Below are 23,867 nucleotides of genomic sequence, written 5' to 3' on the forward strand. Positions count from 1 at the left end.
TTTGCTTAAAAGGTGTTTTTTTCTATTAAACTTAAAATAGTTCTTCGCCAAAGTTTTTTGAATTTGGCAAACGATATTTAATATGCAATACTTTAACAAATTTTATCTAACCACACTTGCTATTCTTTTTATTTCTTTTTCCACTGTCAAAGGACAAGAAATTGGTCAGGAAATGCCCGATTTCCAACTTTTTGGTATGGAAGGTGATTTGATCAGATTAAGCAATATGAAAGATAAATATGTTTTAGTGAATTTCGCTCAACCTAATTGCCCTGAGTATATCACCGTACATCCACAACTAATCGCATTAGAAAGGAAATATAGTTCAAAAGAATTTACTAATGCAAATGGGTTTGAAGTAATCAATATTTCGCTCGAAAATGATGATAATGTTGTGCGACAAGCGATTTCCAAATATGGAGGGGGTGTTCGGTATGAAACGATGTTGCCTCAGATGTATGAAGCAAAAGTTGTGAAAGACTATGGCGTTACTGCTCCAATTACCCGATTTCTCTTGGGCCCCGGCAATCGTTTTCTTGGAAAGAATTTGTCCTTCTCTGATATTGACCAGTTGTTAGAAAGCAATCAAATGGTTGAAGAAATGTTTTATCGCGTTTTTCTGGCTATTTTCCCCATCAATTCAGAAATCTTTCACCAATACACTCATATATCCCATTTGGGTCAAATCTATAAAGAAAAAAATAACACCACCACCATTGCTTCTTATTTAGGCACCTATTACAACTATGATGATGCGCTTTATGCACGGGATCATGCAATTGAGCCGGTTACCATCAAGCACAAATTGTTACCTATAGAAATAATCTGATTGATCCTGAATTGGCAGTTCAGGACAGGAATGACTATGAAAATAATCCTTCCTATTATACCAGCAGAAGCATTGATGAATTGCCGTTTACACCCGCTCCTGCACATTCAGATTTGCGTCAGCCTCAACAGCCTGTTCCAAGTACAAATCCCCCCGTTTTTGTTCCTCCCAAAAGCTATAAAGAAGCTAATCCAAATTGGCAAAAAAATGATCCGGCTACTCCTGACAAACAAATGCCCTCTTCCCTACCCTCCAATTCAGAGAATGCTGGCCAAAAAATCATTTTCAAACCACCACCCGCCGATAATAACAACAATTGGCAAAATACTACGCCAACAAATAATACAGCAATAGATAATCAGGCCCTTATTCAAGAAACCATTCGCAAAAATGAAATCGCCGGATTAGAAGAACAGTTAAAAAAAATAGAAGAGCGGATGGATAAATTAAATGCAGAATTGCTGCAACTGTTGGAAGAAAGCCGATTCATCAGAGAAGAATTAAACAGAAAAAAAGCAGGGTACTAATCTTGTTGCTTTTATTCTTTTGTTGATAAATCTGGTAAGCAGTAATTGATGACTTGATTAAGCATTTTAACTACAAGCGTCTTGGGCAATGAAGGAAACCCTTTGTGTTTTTCCCTGCAATATTGCGCTGCCAGTTTTGTAGTCAAGGGAATATGAACAAACAAAGCTTTGCAATATTGTTGTTCTTCGCACCATGATAAAGATTGGTAATAGACCATATTGCACAAATAGGAGCCTGCATGGTTTGACTGCATCACCGGAATATTTTTCGACAAAAGATGTCGGACTATATTCTCAACCGGCAAATTGCTGAAATAGGCTATGGGCCCGTTAGGGTGGAGACTAAAATGAAGGGCTTCATTATACCGGTCAAATCCAAGATTGAGCGCTGTTTTTTCAACTTGTATAACCGGTGATTCGGCAGATAATCCCAAGTTAATGATAAAATGAGGCATTACAGAATTTAACACTTCGTGATACTGCTGAGATGTGGCTTTAAAATCAACTTCTAAAACAGATTTATACAGAATAACATCCCTATTAAAGGTTTCAAATTCCTGTATTATAGTTTGCGTGGGATTTTCTTTAAACTCGCCAAATGCATTGAAGCCGGTCAGTAATACCCTATACATCGTTAGGTTTATTTGGTTAAACTATACCCTGCATAAATACCCAGTAAACAACCAACCAAACTTAACCCCACATTAAGAAATGCGTAAATAGGTTGTCCTGTTTTAAGAAAATAAAACGTTTCGAAACTAAACGTAGAAAAAGTACTGAACCCTCCACAAAAGCCTATTCCAAAAAAAATGCGGAATGAAGGAGGTATATTTGTGCGGTTGCTTACCCATCCGATTAAAGCTCCGAAAGCAAGGCTGCTCAATATATTGGCGGTAATAGTTCCAAGTGGTAAAATTGTTGCACTTACTGTGTTATACTTAGAAAGCCCTAATCGTAACATACTGCCCAATCCCCCACCCAAAAAAACCAATAAATAATCAGTCATCTTTTGATTTAATTTTCTGCTGCCTGCTTCAGGATAAGATAATCTATTCTTTAAGTTTTTTAAGATGCCGTGCTTTGCCGATGCGATATGAAATTTGTATTCCAATAAAAAGGACTACTAAATAGATAACTGCGATTACAGGAAGGTGGTAGGGTTTATTAACAAAGTTTTGTGTCAAAAAACAGGCGGCAACGACCGAAAACAGGGCAAAAATTGCAAAAATTAGTGCTACTGATTTATCAGAAAACCCGCAATAAGCCAAATGATGCGTGGTGTGGTCCCGACCGCCAACAAAAGGCGACTGTTTTCTGGCAAGACGGTAAATAAACACGGTTGTTGTGTCAATAATAGGTAAGGCAAAGACAATTGCCGGAAGGATAAATTGTGGAAAATATAAGGAAGAACTATCTTCTGATTTGAATTGCCAGGTTAGCACAATTCCGGCAAAAGCTAATAAAGCACCGAGAAACTGACTGCCCGAATCGCCCATAAACATTTTAGAAGGATGCCAGTTAAAATATAAAAACCCAAGCAAAGCAGACATAGCACCCACAAAAATGATGGTATAGAAATCTGTAAATCCCCCGGTCAGGTACATGATTGTAATAAAACAAGCCAGAATTCCCAACGAAACAATCGTGGCAATTCCATCCATATTGTCAATCATGTTGATGGCATTCATTATCCCAACCACCCAAAATATGGTAAATGCTACATTCAGAATATAACTATCGGCAATAGAAATATAAACCCCCATGCTAATCATAAGCAAGGCGCAAACAATTTGTCCCACGAATTTAAAAGCAGGTAACATGTGAAAAGAATCGTCCACCAAACCTATAATGAAACCCATCGAAACACTGCTTAACAAAGCAAATAGTTCGCGAGGTGGCAGTTCTGTATTTTTAAAGGGAAGTAAATAATAAGAACTTACAGATAGGAGAAAGACGATAAACATTGAGAACCCACCTATAATAGGTTTGGTATTAGCCGCCCATCGAACTAAATTATCGTGACCATTTGCGTTTTTATTATGATGGCCGATATTTTTGATTGAGCGCAAAAAAAGGTAGTTGACGATGACTGCGAATGCAGTTGCGATTATGCCAAATGCAGCATATACTATTAAAGGAAGGCTAGAAATTTCTGACTGCATGATGCTTCTCGGCCCAACTGCATGGGTTATAACTTTTTAAATCGGGTGAAAACCATTCTTTCCAGCACTTACTTTTGTGCAAAGTTACTTACCATAGAAACTGCTGCCAATTTCTTGGCATTTGCGATAGCAGGTGTTAGATGGATAGGCTGTGGTAATGGTTGAACCTGTGGTTTTAACTTGGCGGGAGCTTTTTGGGTCAGTAGATTTTGATAAAGTTGATCTACGTCATTAACCAATCTGGAATAGTGATATTTTTTGTTGACAAAATAATGCCCGTTTTTACCTAACTTGAATCTCAGGGATTCATTTTCGACCAACTTCAGCAATTGCTGTGTAAACTGTGGTCTGTTATTGCTGGGAGAAATCAGCGCAGTTTTACCCGGCAAAACCACATCACAAACACCACCTACATTTGTACTTACGATTGGCTTGTTGGCTGCTTGTGCTTCTATCAGACTAACAGGAGTTCCTTCGTTCAATGAACTCAGGGCTACAATATCAATACCGGCATACACCTCATCAACATTTTTTATCCAGGAGGTAAAAGTTAGCGGGGTTTGTTGTTGGTTGTTGAAATTTGGTGTTGAGAAGGGAATTTCTAACTCTCGGGCCAATTGAATAAGATGGTGGTATTCTTCGCCATTTCCCACGATAAAAGCTCTTATTTTTTGCGAAGATTGGGCAAGTATTTCTTTTAAACTCCTTAAAAACAATCCGTGATTTTTTATTTGAACTAACCGCCCGATGATTCCAATTGCTATCTCGTCTTCTGCAATCTGGTACTTGGTTCTGAAATTATCGCGTTTTTCGGTTTGGTTAGTTTGAAAACGATTCAAATCAAAACCTAATGGTATTACTTCGATTTCATTATCAGAACAAATATTATAGGTTTGACTAAGTTCATTTTTTTGTGATGGGCTGATGGCTATGATTTTAGAACTGTTTTTGGCTAACCAACGCTCGATCTCGATATAAAAACGAGTTTTTAGAGCCCCGAAATAAGAATGAAAAACATGTCCGTGAAAAGTATGAACCACCACAGGAACTCCGCAATCAATCGCAGCAAGGCGACCTAATGCTCCTGCTTTGGCCGCATGTGTATGTACAATATCCGGCTTAAACTGACGGATGATTTTTTTGAGTTGTCTGTATGCCGGTAAATCGCGAAGCGGATTTATTGAACGAAACATATCAGAAATATAGACCGGCTCTATACCTAAGTCATTTAAAATAAACTCAGAACTTTCTTCTACATCTTCTTTCATACCTGCCACCAACATCGTTTCATATTCAGGCGCAAGGTGTTTTGTTAACAGTGCCGCATTAAATGTAGGGCCTCCTAAATTCAACCTGTTTATTATTCGTAGAACTCTCGGCATGTAGTTGATTTTTATCTTTTTCTAAGTCTCTTCTACTTGTTTTAGCGGCAAATAGCAATTGCCATCGAAAAGTCTTTATTCAACAAACAAATGTACGTAAAACAATCAATTTCGTATCTATTGTTTAAAAAAAATATCGTTAGACCTCTGATTTGTTTTTCTTAAAAAACCATTCTTTCCATAAAAACATAATGCTTTAATGCTTTAAAAACAAGGATTTAAATCAAAGAAGCAGATTTATTTTTAAATTTTTAAGTCGTAAATAATGTTGTGGACTACTAATTTTTTTTATCAGATTTTTGTCCTGAATACCGCCTCAGCAAATTTAAAAGAGCTATAGCTCCTAAAGTTTGATTTCCTCGTTTTGACTATCAAAAAAACTATATTCGGTCAGAGAGTACTGCGTATTTAATATCACGGATACCCATTTTTTATGTTTCCAAAACCATTTCCATTGTCGTGAAATGATGCCCTTTTTTATATAGGCTTCTACAAACGGGTGAACGGACAGTTTCAACTGCTGATAATCTAATTCATTCAATAAATAACTCAGATTATTTTCTATTTCATCTATCAGAAGTATGGTTGCTTTGACTCTTCCTGTTCCCCGACAAGTAGGGCAAACTTCGGCTGTTGCAATTTGTAATTCGGGTCTTACCCGTTCACGCGTGATTTGCATGATGCCAAACTGGCTTAGGGGTAAAATAGTATGCCTTGCCCGATCGGCTTGCATCGCTTCTTCCATTCGCCGCTGCAAAATCTTTTTACTTTCAGACGATTTCTGGTCTATAAAATCAATAATGATGATGCCGCCTAAATCTCTGAGCCTCAATTGCCGGGCAATTTCTGTAACCGCTTCTAAGTTAACCGCCAATGCGTTTGAATCCTGATTGCTGTTTGATGACATTTTGTGCCCGCTATTCACGTCAATCACATGGAGTGCTTCAGTGTGTTCAACCACTAAATAGGCACCGCTCGGCAAGTTAACATTTTTGCCAAAAGCAGATTTAATCTGTTTGGTTACTTTGTAGTAATCAAACACCGGTGTTTTACCACTATAATACGATACTATTTTTTCCGCGCCGGGTTCAATTTCGCTGACAAAACTGCTCACTTCGGCAGCAACTGACTTATCATTTACCACAACTCGCGAAAACGTCGGATTGAGTAAGTCGCGCAAAATTCCGGAAGCCTTATTGACCTCACTCATTATTTTTTGAGGAGGATTGGCCGACCTAAGCTCCTGATAGAGTAGTTGCCACTTGGATAACAAGGATTCTATATCTTCATGAAGTTCTGCTACCTTTCTGTTTTCAGCTGCGGTACGGACGATAAGTCCGAAATTTTGAGGTTTAATACTTTCAGCCAACCGCTGCAATCTTAACCGCTCTTCAGGTTGTTTGATTTTGCGGGAAACAGATACATTATTATTGAAAGGGTTTAAGACCATAAACCTTCCGGCAAGCGTAATTTCGCAACTTAACCTTGGCCCTTTTGTTGAAATGGATTCTTTCAGCACCTGAACCAACAGCAAATCCCGCTTGGTAAGTACATCCGATATTTTACCCGTTTTTAAGATTTCAGGCTCAACTTCAAAATTACTTAAAAGATGAGAATTGTGTTTTCCACTGATGACCTGTTCTGCATATTTTTTTACCGACAACATTTGAGGGCTTAGATCAGAATAATGCAAAAAGGCATCTTTTCCAAAGCCTATGTCAACGAATGCAGCATTTAATCCGGCTACGGTTTTCTTAATTCGGGCCACAAAAATATCGCCTACACCAAACTGATTGTCGTATTTCTCCTGATGTAGTTCGACTAAACGGTCATCCTCTAACAGGGCTATTTCTATCCCGGAAGAAGTAACATCTAAAATCAAATCCTTATTCAAAGTGTAACGGTTTTCTTCATACGCGGAAATGATTGAGGTATTGATTGGTTGCTTAGTCATCACTTTTGCCGGATCGGTTAAATTAGCTTATGGAATAGCTGCTAATTTCAGGCCAAGTTTTACAGGTTTTGCTCAACTTTGCTCAATCCCCTGCAAATTTAAGGAAATGCCGCTAAAAATGTCTTTGTAAAATTGAAACAAATAACCGGCCTGTTTGAAATACTGTTTTTAAACAGAAAAATTATCCCTTAAAGGCAGCGCAATTTTTAGCACAACACTATTATGATGCTATTACGAATTTGCTTTTACAACAGAATTGGAAAAACCGCATGAAAGTCAGGATAATTGCAGGCAATCACTAACGAAAGCAAAAACATCCAAAAAAAGAAACTTTTGTCTGCTGCATCAAAGAATACAACAGACAAAAGTATCAATATTTTAACCTTATGTTTGCCAGAAATATTTAGCCAATTCTAAAAGAAATGCCAAAAGCAGGCTAATTATGAAAACCTATTTCTTTTTTTTGTGCCTGTTTTTTCGGAGACGTTTTTTGCGTTTGTGCGTGGCTATTTTATGTCTTTTTCTTTTTTTTCCGCAAGGCATATTTGCTTGATATTTAATTGTTTACAATTGTTGAATATATTTATCCAGTTCGGCGGCAAAGTTAGGGTTTTTTATCAGTTTTTTACAATTTTCAAATGCTTCCTTCGCTTTTTCTTTTTGCCCCAAAGCCGCATAAGACTCCCCTAAATAATAATAGGCTTCTGCATTGCTTGGGTCTTTCCTGATTATTGTCTGAAATCTCAATACTGCTTTATCAAATTGCCCGGAGACAATTGACATTCGGCCCAACGATAAATTGGCAGGAATATGGGTAGAATCTACATTCGTAACTCCTCGAAGGAGCATAACTCCTGCCATTACCATTTGAGGGTTATCAGAATATGCATCAAAATAGCAATTAGCGATATTTACTTTTATTTCTAATTGAGAAGTGTCAAATTTTAAAGTCTTTTGATAGGCATCAATTGCATTTTCGATTAAAAACAACCTCATTGTTGAATCACCGGCTAACTGAAAAGCATCCGCCAGTTTGTCTGCCGCTTCCTTCCAATTTGATTGCGTTGAATCAGAACGTGCTATCTGACGATAATAGTTTGCTCCTAATTCAAGGTACCCTTCTTTTTCCCATAAACGGGCAATTTGTTTGAGCGTTTGAATTTGTTTAGCTGTATCCTCGCTTTGCTGAAATTGTTGTTCCCAATATGTAATACTGTCTGCAGTTGTTGGATTAATTTTAGCCTTAAGCCTTTCGGACAAGGCTGATATATCAATTTGTGTTTTTAACAACTCTTTATCGTCATTCATTTTCGGCATAACCATACCGGATGTCATTTGATCTGAAACAGGCGAATCTAATGATCTCCGTTGTCCAAAAATGTATAAAAGGGCAACCAAGGCAATACAAGCCAATACCAATGCCAATTGTGATTTTGTAAATGTCATTTTGTACGTAAGCAAGTGAAAAGGAATAATGCCTGCGCAGTATAGGTCGGTGCGTAAGCTAAATCAGATAATAATTAAAGGAGGTGGAAAATTATAAAAATTCTATTTGCGTTTTGTTCCTCTGTTAACAGCCTCGTTTAAGGCTTTCGATGGCTTGAATGTCGCAACATTGGCTTCAGGTATTTCAACAGCCTCGTTTTTTCGGATATTGCGGCCAATTTTTCTGGCTCTTTTCTTCACTGTAAAACTGCCAAAGCCTCTGATACTGATTGTTTCTCCATCAGACAGAACATCTTTGATTTCTTTAAAAAAAGCCTCCAATGTAACCAACACATCAATTTTATCAATTCCGGTTTTTTGAGCTATTTTGGCAACAACATCTAATTTTCTCATACCTGTCAAACTATAAAATCTTACAATGATTGTATTTGATCAACTAAACGACTTAACGATTAAACAATGCAGGAACCCGAATTCTTTCTAAACACGGCAAAGTTAGCAGAATTTTATTGGGAGAATACTGATAAATGTGAGTTATAGAATTGTGATGTGCTATACTGCCTAATAAACCGGCATTGTATAGTGAAATTAGATAAATGAGGCGGTGCAACAAAACTTTTTTTCACCCAACTAATAATCCAATTCCCTTCAAAGAAGCGAATCCTTATTCTTCTTCCCGAAAATAAATTTTGTAAAAACTCATTTGTTTGTCTTCGTCATAGCCTCTTTCAATATATTTTTCTGTTGTTTCGGAATGTAGTCTGATATCAATATTTGTATCTAATTTTATTAGACTGCGAAATTTACGTTTCATGATTTTAACCATAGGCTGAGATATAACAAAATCATTGCCGGCCAAGAGGTTATTTTCGGATTCGTATCGCTGCTTATACTCCCTGAACCGTTGAGCATGCTCGGGTTTATCTTCAAAAATCTGATCGGCAAAATCAGACACATCAAAAAGTTCATGGTCAGAAAAATATTGCAACGATTTGTTCATAAACAAAACCTGTTCGCTTTTGCCCTGCTCAGTACCAAAGGTGTCTTCACCAAATTCATTGCACATACTTAGGTACAGCTCTGTTGCCAACCCATTGTCTTCGACCCTGATAATATTTAGAAAATCGTTTTTCCAGTAACGGGCTTCACTATCACTTTTGCTTAGTTTGTCAATAATTATAACACGATAACCATCATTTTGAAAAGTATTAAAAATCATGCAGCCTTTGTCTAACCTTTTCAGGTTAATCCCTTTTTCAATATGCAATAAGATGGAGTTTTCTTTTTCATCTGTTTTGAAAAAAGTGTCCTTTTCTTCCGATTTAAAAATGCCTATAGCATCGGTTAGTTCATCTTCAATCATGCAATCAGAAAAATAGGCGACGAACAATTCACCACCTTTGATTTGAGGGTGAATAGATTGATTGTACAGGTGTTTGGCGATATTAATTGATTCGTCTAAAAACTCACCATTTTTTTCAAAAATATGGCGGCAAAACGCGAAAAGTTCATTAAGATTAAGGTTTGAGTTGTGGGTAAACTTGTAATAATCGTTATACCTGGTAAATGGTGGAAGAAAGTAATCTAATAATGTATTTCGCAAATGTTCGTCTGAAAGCGGATATGTTTCTGCTGCGCTCAACACACCTTCACTGCGGAGCTTGTTCCCCACCCGGTGTATTGCTAATTTTTTAAAAGTTAGTTGCGCAAAATCAGGCATATAGCAGACTTATTTTTTAGGTGATTGGAGGTGCAAAGATATCATAAGTTTGATAAGTTCGGCCTAAACCTTATCAGAGTTTTACGGAGGCATTAAATATAGCTTAAAAAATCGTGCCACATAGTTTAAAAATCAGGTAAAGTTTTTAATTTTGCGCCACATTTGAACGTTTTTTTTGAAATGCCTGTTTTTTTTAGTTATCGGGGGGATTAGCTCAGCTGGCTAGAGCGCTTGCATGGCATGCAAGAGGTCATCGGTTCGACTCCGATATTCTCCACTACTTCACGCAAACCCTTACTCTGTAAGGGTTTTTTTATTTCTTGCAATTTAAAGTTATACTTCAGCATTGTATTTTTTCTAAACTTTTTAAAGAAGTTTTCTTTCAGCAAATTTGGGGGTTGGTGAAGTTACCGGGTTTCGAAAATGGCAGCAATTGTTATTAGGAACTGAAGATTAACCGGCTTATGTAACATTGTTTACAAAGCCTTGTAAGCTGTATTTGTAATTTTGTACAACTATTAAAGTCAAATAAAATGTACAAAAAACTTTTAACGCTTACCTGCTTGCTGATCTTTCATGTTTTCATCTACGCCCAATCAATTCCCTTTGAAATACATATCGAACCTATCGCTGTTTCGGGCTTGGGCGGACTTCAATCTTATGCATTCGGACAGCACAATGGTAAATGGTTAATTATTGGCGGAAGACTTGATGGGTTACACCGAAGACAACCCTTTGCTGCCTTTGATATTGCCGGCAACAACAATCAATTGATTGTAGTTGACCCCACAACTCTGCAAAAGTGGTCTGCACCATTAACTTCTCTTTCCACCGATTTGAAAGAGCAGCTTAGTTCTACCAATATGGAATTCTACCAAAATGAAAACTATTTATATGTAGTTGGCGGATATGGGTATCATGCAGCTTCGGCTTCTAAAAAAACATTTGACTTTATCACAGCTATAGATGTTCCGGCTGTAATCAATTCAATAATTACAGGTGCGTCTCTGACACCTTATTTCAGACAAATCACTGACCCTCAGTTTGCAGTAACGGGAGGGCATTTAAAAAAAATAAATAACACGTTTTATCTTGTGGGAGGGCATAGGTTTGATGGTGACTATCATCCGATGGGGAATTCATCTTTTACTCAGGTCTATACTAATGCTATCCGAAAGTTTAATTTGACAGACAACGGCACTCAAATCATAGTAACTCATTTGCCTGAAATTACCGATGCCGTAAATCTTCATAGAAGAGATTTCAATGTTATACCGCAAATAATGCCAAACGGCTCAGAAGGCTTAACCGCCTTTTCAGGTGTATTTCAACCTACTGTTAATTTGCCCTTTTTGAATTGTGTAAATATTGACAGCACTGCTTACGAAGTTAATAATACTTTTGAGCAACACTACAACCATTATCACTGTGCGGTGTTGCCGCTTTTTTCAATTCTAAACAATCAAATGTATAATGTATTTTTCGGAGGTATCGCTCAATTTTATGTCAACTCCGGGGTTCTGATACAAGACGATAATGTTCCGTTTGTTAACACCATAGCCTGTGTAATACGGGATGAAAACGGCATCATGACTGAGTATAAATTACCGGCAGAAATGCCAGCCTATTTGGGTGCCGGTGCAGAGTTTATCCCTTTAGTTTCAGCGCCTCACTATGATAATCATGTTATTAATCTGGATAATCTTTCAAATGATACTACTTTAATAGGTTATATTTATGGGGGTATCAGTAGTACTGCTCCTAATATTTTTTTCACCAATACAGGAAGCCAAAGCAGTGCCAGCAGTCAGATTTATAAAGTATTTGTAATTAAAAATACTACAGTAGGATTTCACGAACTGAATGGAAATAGTATCAGTACTTTAAATCTTCAAGTCTTTCCAAATCCTAATGATGGCAACTTTGAAATTCAATTTTATTTAGATAAAGTTGTGGACATAAAGTTGTTGGTTTATAGTAATGACGGCAGAAAGATTGATGAAACTAAACTAACAAACCTGAAAACAGGGGTCAATTCGTATCAGTTCAAATTAAAAAACTCAGACTTAAATGGAGTATTATTGTTAACTATAGATACCCCTACCGAGCGTACTACTCAAAAAATAGTAATTAAGCAATAAACACTCATTCGCTTTACATATTCACTTTAGTCTAAAATAATAACGCAGTAAGTTACAAACACAAGCCTCTGCATAATTACTGTGCGGCCAATATAAATTTGTTTTTCGTACAATGCCATCATTGGGGAAGCTGAGTTACTTGAAATGCTTTTTCAATATAGTCCGTAACAAGAATCGGAACTAACAGTTAATGACTGTTGGAAACCCAACTATTTTTAAACCACTACCTTACAAATTGCGCTATACTGTTAACATCCTCCCGGATTGTTTGGACTTTTTTGATTTTACAACCTGTATTATTGAGAACCAATAAAAACCTTCCTGATCTAATCAGTTATAATATAAACTATATGGTTCTTGGGTCGAAAGAGCCCTTTTCTTTTTCTTCTGCTATGACAGCGAACACTTTTTCAGGTTGGAAACTGACCGTTTCCAGGTGGAAATGAAACGTTTCAGGGTGGAAATTGACCGTCTCCAGGTGGAATTTGACCGTTAGAAATTTTTGAATTTCATATCAGACCTCTTAACAGATGTAACATAGTGCTTTTGCCGGAGCTTATCCGGAATTCTTTTTTACTGAAACCGAGAGGTCGGAATAAAAACGGTAAAAAGCGAATATCAAACAGGCGGATTACTAAACATGCCCAGTATTCTCGGCAAACCGGTTATCTTACAATCAGTTTACTTGTAGCTGTTTTTTGATGGTCTGCAATTAAACGGACGAAATACAAGCCTGTATCCAAATCGCTTATATTTATTGGGAATTCGGCTGTTTGTTTCAGTTCGGACTTTGACACGGTATTTCCCAATATATCAGAAATCTGAATTTCTATTTGACTGTAAATCTTGTTCATTTTTACATTAGCAATTGTTTGTGCAGGATTGGGGTGCAGGATAAACAAACCGGAGTCGTATTGCAAATCTTGAACATTGCTCTCGATTTCACAGGAATAAATTTTGATATGATCTATCAGCCAACCCTCTCGGTTGTTTTGGAGGCTGTCGCTGATAAAATTAAACCGCAAAATAGCAGTATCTGCAATCGAAGAGCGACTATTACCGACTCCAAGTACATACCATGCAAAAGCAGTATGCACCAACCCCTCCGACCTGCCCGAAAAACCATATTCACCGTTGTATAACACATCTTCTGTCGAATAAATATTTTTTGATTCCCAAGGTGGGCCTAAACCCGATTCCAATTCATTGGAAAAATCTCCGATTATATTTTTCCATGTTTCTCCTTTGTCAAAAGAGACAGTAATGTATCCACCATCCTGTAAAGTATCTGTATCGAATTGATGGTACATTTCGACAAAAATACTACTCGGGTAGCCACAAATATTGAAACCCCCAATATACAAGTCAAAATAAGAATGGTTGTTGATTGGATAGGGATTTAATGAATCAGTTACGATTGCATGATTGCCCGAAAATGTATTGTTGAGCAATACCTTGGAGGGTGTGCCTACTTGCCAGATATTATCAGAAACTGCTACAGTATCCAAACTCAGATAAGGTTCGGGGGTTTCAAAATCTACTAAAAAGTTGCACTCATCTGCAAATTGAAGAGAACATAGATTAGGCGGCCAGTCTTGTGCAAAGATCATTTGACTGGTTAAAAGGAACACAAACAGTACTTTTGTCAGTTTCATAGTGGTTTAATGAAAGAGTGAAGAATTACGGATGAGCATCCGGATACAGATTAAACGAAATCAAATTACTATGCGTTGGCTCTGTTAAAAAATTAACTCGTGGATATAAATCAGTTTTATGTGAAAACATAAATAGGTGTTTATCAGGAAACGTCCGTATCGAAAAAATTAATTCTTGTTTTCGTCAAATACTCCAAACAAATCGGGCAAAACTGTAAAAGCCTAATAAAACCGTTAAATTTGCATCCCGTATTTATTCGCAGAATAACAGAAATGGTCGGACTTATTTGTACTTCGATTAGATTGAAATTGCGATTTTCAATAGCGACTATCAATATTGAAATCTATACTGACAAACAACACGGGTCAAATATCGCTTACTTTTCACCAATGTGATGTTCAGGTAGGTTAAAACGTTATTATGAAGACAAAAATGCTGATTATTATTGCCGGAATATTGTTGATGTATTGGATAGCTTGTAAGCCTGTAGGCATCATCCAACTCTACCGATACGAACTGGCCGACAACCTGAAAGACTCTACGCTTTATGTTCTTTTGGAAGACAACAGCGCTAATATTCAATTACTACAAAAATACAACAAACCAAAAGAAGCCGATAAGCTCGCCAAAGAAGACAGCCTGAACAATGCCAACATCAAACTAGCATTTGATAATAACTACAGGTTCTCTGATTTCGCTTTTGTAAATAAAGAGCTGAGAAGCGTTTCACCGACAAAAACTTATGCTTTCTTTTCAATCGAAAGAGGCATTTCAAGCAATGAAACCATCATTAACGATTTTCTCATAAGGTTAACCATCATTAACTCTACCCGCACCTTAACCTTTGAAACTTCAGGGGCTATGACCCAACAAGCTATTGTCTTTTTAGTAAAACAAGCGAACGAAAAACTGCAGGACCTATACGAACTTGCCCAAAAACATAAAACAGTGAAGTAGTATTCACAATTGATCATTTTGCCACAAATTGTCTTTACTCTTTTTAACAATCTATAGTTTTCAAGTTACCTTTAGGTCGTTTTTTTGTTTTTCAAACCTTTTAAATGTTAAACTATGAATCAAAATGCAATAGGATGGGTCGAAATTCCGGTTACCGATATGGAAAGAGCGGTCAAATTTTATGAAACCGTTTTCGGTTTTACTTTAGGGCGACATCCAATGGGAGAGTTAGACATGTCCTGGTTTCCATGGGTAGAAAATGGAACGGGTTCTCCAGGAAGCCTTGTTTGCCATAAAGACTTTTACACCCCTTCGGCTAATGGAACCTTGGTTTATTTCACCTCGAGAGCAGGAGACCTGAATGTCGAACTTTCGAGGGTAGAGGCAGCAGGAGGTTCCATAGTAGTACCCCGCACTCATATTGCCGAAGATTATGGGTATATGGCGGTAATCATGGATACCGAAGGCAATCGCATTGCTTTACATTCGAGGGTGTAAACTACTTCGGTATCCAAAAAGAATGTAAGTAGCTGACTAATCTTTAAAAAGACATTTTCTGATGTCTTATAAGGATTGTAAATTCATTTTAGTCCAATCCAATTGTGTTGTTCACCCCGAAAATTTGGCGTTTTGGGATAAATCCAATGCCGTAGGCATATAATATTGGTAGAACTGCCAAACCAAGGAATCTCAATGCCGTAGGCATGTAATTTACATGGAACAAATTTTTTTACAGCCTTTGTTACATTACGAAATGATGATGACGGTTTTCTTTCGTTGCTACCAATATATTATCCCTTCGGGATAAGGATAATAAGATTGCTACAGTTCCCAAAAATATCAATTGCCATTCTCTTGAATGGACTATTTTAATATTACAATCCGTATGAATATTCGCTGCGAATGATAAATTAAACCAATTTGCGAAAAATATGGGGTAATGGGGCTAATTCAATATTTTACACTTTTCAAAATGTTAATAGAGAAGGTAAACTTTAAAAATCCACAGAATAGTATTGAAAAATCTTTTGGTAAAAGGCATTTCTGTAAGTAATGATGACAATTTGGTAATATAATGAAAGGAAACAGGTAGAATAAAAGCAATTTTGGCAATTTTAATTGACTTGAAATGGAATAAAATTGACTTTCCGGGCATTTTTGAAATTGGTTTTAATCCGTTTCTTACTTCATTTATAGTTTTTGAAAAAAGAAACAATCTATTTCTTGTTTCTTTTTTATTGAATGAAGTAAGAAATGAACCGTTTCTTGTTTCCATGCTAACTTTTAAAGTAAGAAATGAACCGTTTCATATTTCAATGCTAATTTTTAAAATAAGAAATGAACCGTTTCTTGTTTCATTTCAAAAAATTGAAGTTGGAAATGAACCGTTTCTTATTTCATTTTCTTTTTTTAAAACAAGAAATCAGCCATTTCTGATTCCATTTTTCAAGAAGAAACAGATTTTAAATCCTTTACCTGAAACTAATTTTTTTAATTATGAAACAGGACTAAGCCAAAAAGGGAAAAAGATTATGAATTTCACTTTCTGAGGTTCTATAAACGCACTTTTTTAAGTACGCAAATAGAAGCGAATTGGTTTTGGTAAATTTAAAGCCCACCAATTCAACTTTAGTTATTTGCGCGATGTATTAAAATGTCGCTCTTCTGCAATATCTTTCAAAAAACATATAGCGGGTTTTCTATTCAATATTGTTTAGGTCGCACAAGTTAATCGGTTTATACCAAAGAGAAAATTTGGACGAACTTTCATTGGGTTTATGATAAGTTATAAGGATTGTAAATTCATTTTAGTCCAATCCAATTGTGCTGTTCACCCCGAAAATTTGGCGTTTTGGGACAAATCCAATGCCGTAGGCATATAATATTGGTAGAACTGCCAAACCAAGGGATCTCAATGCCGTAGGCATGTAATATACATGGAACAAATTTTTTTACAGCCTTTGTTACATTCCTACGGAATGATGATGACGGGTTTTTTTTTCGTTGCTACCAATATATTATCCCTACGGGATAAGGATAATAAGATTGCTACAGTTCCCAAAAATATCAATTGCCATTCTCTTGAATGGACTATTTTAATATTACAATCCGTATTAAGACTATAGGGTTTTCAGGTATTCCAATAGGGCGGTTCTTTCCTGAGTGGTCAGTTTGTCGCCAAAAGTATGCCCTCCATTGCCATATCCTTCAAGGGTGGTGTTATAGGTTTGTGAGTTTCCGGCAGTTTCGACGGTATAATTCCATCCTAATTTTTCGTAATTATAATCGCTGTTGTCAAAGGTGCGTTTCCAATAAGCAGGGCGGTTTGCGCTGTTCAGCACATCTTCTACTGTTGGGACCGAACCATTGTGAAAATACGGAGCGGTTGCCCAGATACCATCCAAAGGTGGGGCCATATATCCAAGTTTTGGCACTAACTGCGCACTATATGGGTCTTCTGTAAACCAGCTTTCAGTATGCCAGTTCACATAGCTTGATGCTTCTGCATAATAACCCTCTGCCAAAAGCGGATCAGTCTGAACGGTTTCCAAATCTACCAGTAAATTAGGGTAAGTTCCTCCCGGACCGTAGGACCCATGACATCGGGCACAGTTGGCAGTAAATACCAGTTTGCCTTCGGCTGCCAGGGTTTGGTCAATAGATTGCGGATATGGAGGTGGTTCTAAAGTTTTCAGATACGCCACTACATCGGGAAAATGATTATCTACCACGCGTGCTTCGGAGGTATCTGAAACTGTCAGCAGGTTGGCCGCCATAATCAATCGCGCAAAATCACCTTCTCCCAACCCATTACAGTATAAAGCGTTTTTCTTTTTAGTATGCCACCAAGCCGGCACATCAACAGGACCCATTTTGTCGAGCACCGGCATTACAGGTTCATCTGTCCATACTAGATTATCCGGATTGCGGTATGCCGCTAAAATGGCAAACACATTATTGGCTAAATTGATGCCCCTGACTTCGGCGTGTAAAATTGAAGCTATTTTTTGGGTAGATCTTCTAAAGGGCAGGTAAGCCTCCCATTGAGGCGAAGATTGACCATAAACATTGGTTATCAGCAAATCTGCAATGGTGATTAAACCCGATTGGCTGGCAGTATAATCCGATGTATTGTTGCCTAAGCCTATAATAAATTCGTCGTTGATAAATTCACCATGGCATTGCAGGCAGTTTGGCGCTACCACTCTAACTCCATTGAGCGCATCAACCGCCGAAAATCCATGGGGAAGAGTGGCATTGTCCCCGGTTCTTCCCAAAGCATTGCCATCACCGGGCAGCAAAGTACCAACTAAACTATACGGAATACCACTGGCTATATAGTTGCCATAAATCAGGTAATCACGTCCTGCTTCAGGGTCTCCTGTTCGTTGTGCCGAAGGCGGAATATAAGTCAGATGTGCAGCTAAAGTATCTTCTGGCATGTTGTCATCATCGTCATTGTCCTTATTACAGGAAACAGAAAACATGACCGCAAAAAAAACTCCTAACACGAGATAAATGAAATGTTTAGCCTTCATAGCAGCATAGTTTAGTTTGGTTTTACATTCAATCAAAGAGGAAAGTATAACAACATCAGAGCATCTTATTTATTTCTGGATAATCACCTTTTTTCTACGGAGTTAAGTTTTGGTTAAAAAGCAAAAATGCCAATGTACTCCCGATAAGATGCACTTGGTACAAAAGTATCAAATTATTATGTGTTTTTAATGCTTTCTTTTTTCTAAAAAATTAAATCGCAAGTATCAGCCTAAAAAAAAGTTCACATAACATCCTGATAAAGACAAGTAAATTCTTCAGCCTCTAAAAATAGCTATTGTTATGGCAATTTATAGGGAGAAACAGATTTAAATCCGGTTGATTAAAACTTACTACAAGAGATTAAAAGTTGTGTCAATCGAAAAAAAGTTAAGGCGAAGTGTTTTTGTAGGTTATACTTTATAGGAATTCTGCTATTCTCAAACTATAAAATCCCTGAAACTTTTTCTGAGATGTTAAAAAAGTGTTAAAAAACCAATTTTTCAAATAATGTTTAACCATTAACTTGTTAGAACGCAAAAGTAATACTATCTTTGTCAGGATAGAAAATCACGCTTTGTTTAATAATTTTTTAAAAAAGTTTAACAAAGTTTAAACAATGAATGAAAAAAGCAGTATCTTTGCAGCGTAACCAATAAAATACAGGCTATGGGTAGTTTTGAGTTTAATCGTTCAGTGGTAGTGTTGTCGAAAAACCTGAAACCGTATGCCATCAATCTTACAAAAGACCCTGATGATGCAAAAGACTTAATTCAGGAAACCGTTTACCGGGCATTGATGAATAAAGAGAAGTATGCTGAAGGGACTAATCTGAAAGCATGGCTATTTACCATTATGCGCAATATATTTATCAATAGTTATCGCAGGAAGGCCAAACAAAACACAATAGCCGACTCGACCGATAATTTATTTTATTTAAATTCTGGCAAACAAACTGTACTAAATGGTTCTGAAGCTTCGTTTGTCATGCAAAATGCTTTTTCAGCAATCGAAAAGTTGAGCGATGATTATAAAGTTCCTTTTATGATGCACTATGAAGGATTTAAGTATCAGGAAATAGCCAACGACCTGCAACTCCCTTTGGGAACGGTCAAAAGCCGAATTTTCTTCGCCAGAAAAGAGCTAAAAAAAGAATTAGATGTGTATAAACATTTAGGAGGTTAGTATTTATCCTTCGGGGAGTGTCTTAACTGCCTCCCCGAAGTTTTTTGCATTTTAACCCTCTGTCACTTTACTCCTGATTTTTCCTTTTTACCTGCCATCCCTTGCTAAAGCAATATTCGATGCTTCTTTAAAAAGTATCTTTCAGGTTGTTTTAGGTTTAAGTTCTGTCGGGAAACTGTTCCGGGCAGTAAGATTTCCACCATTTTTGGTATAACTCCGTCTTAAAAAACTCCTGACATTTAACATCTGTCAGAAGGAGTTCGGGGGTTTGGTTTAAATGGTTAATTAGCCTGTCAAACAAAACTAACAACACATCAAACCGCTCTTCTTCCAACAACAACCCCGACAATCTTTCGTAAGCCTCTATCGGTTCCGGTTCTAATTCCAAAGCATCTCGCAGCAACAACTCCGACTTTTCAAAATCTCCGGAATGTTGAAGAGCCGCTGCTTTTATCAGATTGAGGTAATATTTATCCTGAATTTGTGTGGCAAGTCTGTCGGCAAATTGCAAAGTCAGGGCATGGTTATTTTCTGTAACAGAAAGTTGTAACATCAAAAAATCAGCAATAGGATTGCCGGGAAATGCTTTTCTGAATTCGGTTTGGGCTTCTGTAAGCAATTCATTTTTCAAATAGTAACCGGTTTTCAGTTTTAACATCAGGATCATTTTGTCGAATTTCAATGCTGCCGGCAACTGTTTAATCATTCTCGATGCCTGACCAAAAGCCTGGTTTTGAACAGCTATCGTCAAATCGTCTAAAAAAGCGGCATGTTCTATCTTTGCCAGATCTGCCTGAGACAACAGGTTAGCGTCCACTTCTTTCAATCTCTCATTTTTTAAAGTTCTGAGCAGAATTGCTTTCAGGGTTTCGTAAAATGTCAACCCTCCCTTATAGTTGCAAAAATCATGAACTCTTATCAAATCAGTACTTTGTGCAGGAGTTAGAAATACTTCGAAATAGTTTAACTCTTCATTAACCGTCAGCCTGAACAACAAGGAAGGTTTTTGGGGTAGCCCTCGCATTGATACAAACCGAAATTTCCCCTCTCCTTCCAATGAATTGATAAACAGTCTTCCTAAGTCTGTTTCGTTTTGGAATTCCAATAATAGATCTCCGGCAACCTTTGAAGACAAACCCAATTCTCTGGCAAGTCTTGACAATAAAAGACCGACTTGAAAATTTTCGTTCAGAAAGTCAGGGTTGCGGGCATTGATGGTTTCCTCTAATTGTTTTGCAAAAGTATAATAAGGCAATTGGTCAGCTCTGATTTGATTAACAGCCATATTATTAAACGTATCATCTTCTGAAGCGGTAAACGAACAGGATACCTCCAAAAACATCATAAAACCAATAAAGAAAAAAACAATTGGCAAGCGATTCATTGATACAGGTTTTTGGGCAGTCGGGATTGAAAAACAGCATTGACTTTTCCTAAAAAGGAAAAAATGTAATCGGTACAAATTATGAGCCAATTTGCCGGTGTTCTGGAGTAAATGCCAAAAAAGGGTGCCCGATGAGCAGCGCAAATGCTAAAACTATTTATTGAAACAAATTGGCTTGCCCTTCATCATTGTCTTTGCCAATTTGATTGATATTGACAATGGTTTTATCAATTTTCTGTAATTCTTTTTGCGCATACCTATGGGTATCTGCTGTGGTCTGTATGGATTTGCCCAATTTATCCATATAAAACTCATACTGTTGAAGTTGTTTGCCCAACTCATTGACCTTGAGCATAACTTCTTTGATAGATTGCTCTATTTGAAGGGCTTTTAAACCTTGAAGAATGGTCTGGATATAGGCATAAAAAGAAACCGGAGAAACAACAATCACTTTTTTGCTGAAGGCATACTGAATCACATCAGGCAAAACGGCGTTGATGCCCGACGTGCTTGATTGAGGATTTAGCAGGTGGTAGTAAATGCCCTCTGCAGGAATAAACATCAGCGCAAAATCAGTTGTATTTTCTTCAGGTCGAATGTATTTTGCCGTTTCGTCAATTCTTTTTTTAAGGTCTCCCCTAAACAAACGATCCATCTGAAGTTGTTCGGCAGTGTTGTCGGCTGAAAGGAGGCGATTGTAATTTTCGAGTGAAAATTTGGCATCAACCGGCACAACTTTGTCTTTAAAAAATAAGACTGCATCTACTTTCTCCCCATTAGTAAAGGCAAATTGCATTTTATATTGAGCCGGTGGAAGAAGATTTTGAAGCAGGGCTTCGAGAAAAAACTCACCTAAAATCCCGCGTTGTTTGGGGTTTTGCAGTATTTTTTCAAGACTTTTCATTTGTTCGGCAAAATTCAAAATCTGCCGGTTGGTGCTTTCTAAAGTACCGAGTTTCCCACTGATATCGCCTATCAGGGCTGCGCTGCTTTCATGTTGACGGATCAAGTGGTTAGAAGTGCTTTGTTGATAAGTATTCATTTGCCGCATCATGGCATCGAGTCTTTCCTGCATTTCTGAACGGCTTTGAACATTGGCAGTACTGACATCATTTCGCAAATCGCTCAACAGACTAAGCATCAATTGCAAAGCTCCCGTGTCTTTAGATTGAGAACGCTGATGGATAAGCAAATAAATGATAAACAGTAACGCCACCAAAATAACAGCAGCCAACAAGGTTAGGATTTGAGCAGTGGTAATCATTGTTTGGCTTGATACGGTTTAGGGGTTAGAAACATTCTATTCAGACAATCCGGAAAGTTAAGTAGGATTACACCAGATTCGCCACGATTGTTCCGCCTGCAAATATAGCATTTCCAAGCCATTTTTTACAGAAGCACCTTGCATAGCTGCTTTTTGCAGAAATAGGGTTTGAGCGGGGTTGTACACCAAATCATAAAAAAAATGACGGCTTCCTACATGCTGATAAGGAATATCGGGATATAATTCAATATTGGGAAACATCCCCAAAGGAGTAGTATTAATGACCAATGTATGCTGCTCCATGATCTTGCGGTCAAGTTGTTGATAGGACAGTTGGCTTGCTTCAGGTTTTCGCGAAACCAGTGTGTAGTCAATTCCGGCTTTATCCAACACATAAGCAACTCCCTTTGCCGCACCTCCGGTACCTAAAATCAAAGCATGACTGTGATTTGCTAATATTAAAGGAGAAAGCGATTGTTGAAAGCCATCTATGTCGGTATTGTAGCCTTTGGTTGTTCCATCGGATAGCACCGCAATTGTGTTGACCGAACCAACTTTTTCGGCACGTTTATCCAAATCAGTCAACAACGGCATGACTGTTATTTTGTAAGGAATGGTAACATTCAACCCTTTCAAATTTGGCGCGTATTGTTTCAGCAAAGACTCGAATTCCTCAATATTTCTGAGCGGAAACAGTTCGTAACGGACTAAATCAGATAGCCCGGTATTTGCAAATTTTTCAGTAAAATACTTTTTCGAAAAAGAGTGAGTTAGCGGATAACCAATCAACCCGTATAAGTTCATATCGGTTGCGAGTAATTGAGACCGAAAAGGTAAAAATAATTCGCCTTACCATTCAATTTTTTGCTTGTTCAAAAAAGCTGAAATGCCGCGTTTGCAATCATCAGTTGCCCTCGCAGTGGCATTCATTTCGGCAGCATAGCGGAGCGCTTCCCTCAATTGCATTCCCTGAACTTGTGCTATCATCTGTTTGGTCAGCCGTAGCGAATCTGCTGAAGTTTGTGAGCAAAGGAATTGTGCAAAATCATAGACCAACTGATGAATTTCTTCTGCCGGTTTAACGTAGTTGATTAACCCGATTTTCAGCGCTTTATCAGCTTGGATAAGTTCGCCCGACAACAAAAGTTCTTTAGCCTTGGTTTCTCCAATTTTGCGAAGCAGGAAAATCATCACTATGGCGGGTAAAAACCCAATCTTTACCTCTGTATAACCAAACACTGATTCTGGGGTGGCAAAAACAAAATCGCAAATAGTTGCCAAGCCACAACCGCCGGCTATTGCAGGACCCTCGACTTGTGCAATCACCACTTTGGGCAAAGTATATACCATTTCGAATAGGATGGCAAGTTCAGAAGAATCCCGAAAATTGTCTTCATAAGTGTTGTTTTGCAGTTGTTGCAAAGCCCCTAAATCTGCACCTGCGCTAAAAGCCATTCCTTTTGCATTCAGCACAATTACCTTTACATTCGTGTCATTTGAAGCTTCGGTAAAGGCCGCTTTCAAGTCGCTCACTAATTCGGCGCTAAATGCATTTCGTTTTTCAGGGCGGTTTAAGGTGATGTATCCTATCCGGTTTTCGACTTGATATTCGATTGTGGTGAAAGTCATAAATTCGCAGTTTTGGGTTTATATTCCGGCAATAATAACATAAATCCGGATGGACAACAACTGTTTTAGCAAATAATCTTTGCACCTTTGCAAA

21 protein-coding genes and 1 tRNA gene are annotated in these 23,867 nt (G+C 37.6%); 8 read left to right on the plus strand and 14 right to left on the minus strand.

Annotated elements, in window-relative coordinates; genetic code table 11:
• Positions 1-82 precede the first annotated feature (82 nt).
• Positions 83-829, plus strand: a complete 747-nt coding sequence (locus tag IPM47_00405) for a TlpA family protein disulfide reductase (protein ID QQS29448.1) — start codon at positions 83-85, stop codon at positions 827-829.
• Between the two features lie 11 nt (positions 830-840).
• Positions 841-1,356, plus strand: a complete 516-nt coding sequence (locus IPM47_00410; GenBank protein ID QQS29449.1) for a hypothetical protein — start codon at positions 841-843, stop codon at positions 1,354-1,356.
• A gap of 11 nt (positions 1,357-1,367) precedes the next feature.
• Here IPM47_00410 and IPM47_00415 read toward each other — a convergent pair whose 3' ends face one another.
• The 8 genes from IPM47_00415 to IPM47_00450 all read right to left on the minus strand — a co-directional run bounded on the left by IPM47_00415 (position 1,368) and on the right by IPM47_00450 (position 10,020).
• The gene (locus IPM47_00415; protein ID QQS29450.1) at positions 1,368-1,988 is read right to left on the minus strand and encodes a hypothetical protein; all 621 of its coding nucleotides are present in this window, start codon (positions 1,986-1,988) and stop codon (positions 1,368-1,370) included.
• An 8-nt stretch (positions 1,989-1,996) separates the two neighbouring features.
• The gene (gene crcB / locus IPM47_00420; GenBank protein QQS29451.1) at positions 1,997-2,362 is read right to left on the minus strand and encodes a fluoride efflux transporter CrcB; all 366 of its coding nucleotides are present in this window, start codon (positions 2,360-2,362) and stop codon (positions 1,997-1,999) included.
• Positions 2,363-2,405: 43 nt separating this feature from the next.
• Complete coding sequence (locus tag IPM47_00425) at positions 2,406-3,518, minus strand: undecaprenyl/decaprenyl-phosphate alpha-N-acetylglucosaminyl 1-phosphate transferase (protein ID QQS29452.1); 1,113 nt, start codon at positions 3,516-3,518, stop codon at positions 2,406-2,408.
• A gap of 68 nt (positions 3,519-3,586) precedes the next feature.
• Positions 3,587-4,900, minus strand: coding sequence for a glycosyltransferase (locus tag IPM47_00430; GenBank protein QQS29453.1), 1,314 nt, complete (start codon positions 4,898-4,900; stop codon positions 3,587-3,589).
• A gap of 343 nt (positions 4,901-5,243) precedes the next feature.
• Positions 5,244-6,794 carry an Rne/Rng family ribonuclease gene (locus IPM47_00435; protein QQS31354.1) on the minus strand — a complete coding sequence of 517 codons (1,551 nt, stop codon included), beginning with the start codon at positions 6,792-6,794 and terminating at the stop codon, positions 5,244-5,246.
• A 624-nt stretch (positions 6,795-7,418) separates the two neighbouring features.
• Positions 7,419-8,300: a tetratricopeptide repeat protein gene (locus tag IPM47_00440; protein ID QQS29454.1), complete on the minus strand. Its 882-nt coding sequence runs from the start codon at positions 8,298-8,300 to the stop codon at positions 7,419-7,421.
• A 102-nt stretch (positions 8,301-8,402) separates the two neighbouring features.
• The gene (locus IPM47_00445) at positions 8,403-8,693 is read right to left on the minus strand and encodes an integration host factor subunit beta (protein QQS29455.1); all 291 of its coding nucleotides are present in this window, start codon (positions 8,691-8,693) and stop codon (positions 8,403-8,405) included.
• Positions 8,694-8,964: 271 nt separating this feature from the next.
• A complete protein-coding gene (locus IPM47_00450) occupies positions 8,965-10,020 on the minus strand; it encodes a nucleoid-associated protein (protein ID QQS29456.1) in 1,056 nt (351 codons plus the stop codon).
• Positions 10,021-10,223: 203 nt separating this feature from the next.
• Here IPM47_00450 and IPM47_00455 point away from each other — a divergent pair.
• Positions 10,224-10,297, plus strand: a tRNA-Ala gene (locus tag IPM47_00455).
• A 256-nt stretch (positions 10,298-10,553) separates the two neighbouring features.
• On the plus strand, positions 10,554-12,161 hold the full coding sequence (locus IPM47_00460) for a T9SS type A sorting domain-containing protein (protein QQS29457.1): 1,608 nt from the start codon (positions 10,554-10,556) through the stop codon (positions 12,159-12,161).
• A 665-nt stretch (positions 12,162-12,826) separates the two neighbouring features.
• On the opposite strand, the gene IPM47_00465 is transcribed toward IPM47_00460, so the two are convergent.
• The gene (locus IPM47_00465; protein ID QQS29458.1) at positions 12,827-13,771 is read right to left on the minus strand and encodes a T9SS type A sorting domain-containing protein; all 945 of its coding nucleotides are present in this window, start codon (positions 13,769-13,771) and stop codon (positions 12,827-12,829) included.
• Positions 13,772-14,237: 466 nt separating this feature from the next.
• Between IPM47_00465 and IPM47_00470 the strand changes: the two genes are divergently transcribed.
• From IPM47_00470 to IPM47_00480, 3 genes are all read left to right on the plus strand, one after another.
• Entirely contained in the window at positions 14,238-14,774 is a 537-nt protein-coding gene (locus IPM47_00470; protein QQS29459.1) for a hypothetical protein, read from the plus strand.
• A 114-nt stretch (positions 14,775-14,888) separates the two neighbouring features.
• Positions 14,889-15,272, plus strand: a complete 384-nt coding sequence (locus IPM47_00475) for a VOC family protein (GenBank protein QQS29460.1) — start codon at positions 14,889-14,891, stop codon at positions 15,270-15,272.
• Positions 15,273-15,880: 608 nt separating this feature from the next.
• Positions 15,881-16,324: a hypothetical protein gene (locus IPM47_00480; protein QQS29461.1), complete on the plus strand. Its 444-nt coding sequence runs from the start codon at positions 15,881-15,883 to the stop codon at positions 16,322-16,324.
• 570 nt (positions 16,325-16,894) lie between these two features.
• Here IPM47_00480 and IPM47_00485 read toward each other — a convergent pair.
• A complete protein-coding gene (locus IPM47_00485; protein QQS29462.1) occupies positions 16,895-18,313 on the minus strand; it encodes a c-type cytochrome in 1,419 nt (472 codons plus the stop codon).
• Positions 18,314-18,980: 667 nt separating this feature from the next.
• On the opposite strand from IPM47_00485, the gene IPM47_00490 reads away from it, so the two are divergent.
• Entirely contained in the window at positions 18,981-19,496 is a 516-nt protein-coding gene (locus IPM47_00490; GenBank protein ID QQS29463.1) for an RNA polymerase sigma factor, read from the plus strand.
• Between the two features lie 157 nt (positions 19,497-19,653).
• On the opposite strand, the gene IPM47_00495 is transcribed toward IPM47_00490, so the two are convergent.
• The 4 genes from IPM47_00495 to IPM47_00510 form a co-directional block, all read right to left on the minus strand.
• Positions 19,654-20,880 (minus strand): hypothetical protein, encoded by a 1,227-nt coding sequence (locus IPM47_00495; protein ID QQS29464.1) that lies wholly within the window; start codon positions 20,878-20,880, stop codon positions 19,654-19,656.
• Between the two features lie 157 nt (positions 20,881-21,037).
• Positions 21,038-22,144 carry a DNA recombination protein RmuC gene (locus IPM47_00500; GenBank protein ID QQS29465.1) on the minus strand — a complete coding sequence of 369 codons (1,107 nt, stop codon included), beginning with the start codon at positions 22,142-22,144 and terminating at the stop codon, positions 21,038-21,040.
• Between the two features lie 57 nt (positions 22,145-22,201).
• Positions 22,202-22,948 (minus strand): shikimate dehydrogenase, encoded by a 747-nt coding sequence (locus IPM47_00505; GenBank protein ID QQS29466.1) that lies wholly within the window; start codon positions 22,946-22,948, stop codon positions 22,202-22,204.
• Between the two features lie 45 nt (positions 22,949-22,993).
• The gene (locus IPM47_00510) at positions 22,994-23,773 is read right to left on the minus strand and encodes an enoyl-CoA hydratase/isomerase family protein (protein ID QQS29467.1); all 780 of its coding nucleotides are present in this window, start codon (positions 23,771-23,773) and stop codon (positions 22,994-22,996) included.
• Positions 23,774-23,867: the final 94 nt, after the last annotated feature.

The organism is Sphingobacteriales bacterium (assembly GCA_016700115.1).
In the GTDB taxonomy this organism is placed as follows: domain Bacteria; phylum Bacteroidota; class Bacteroidia; order Chitinophagales; family UBA2359; genus UBA2359.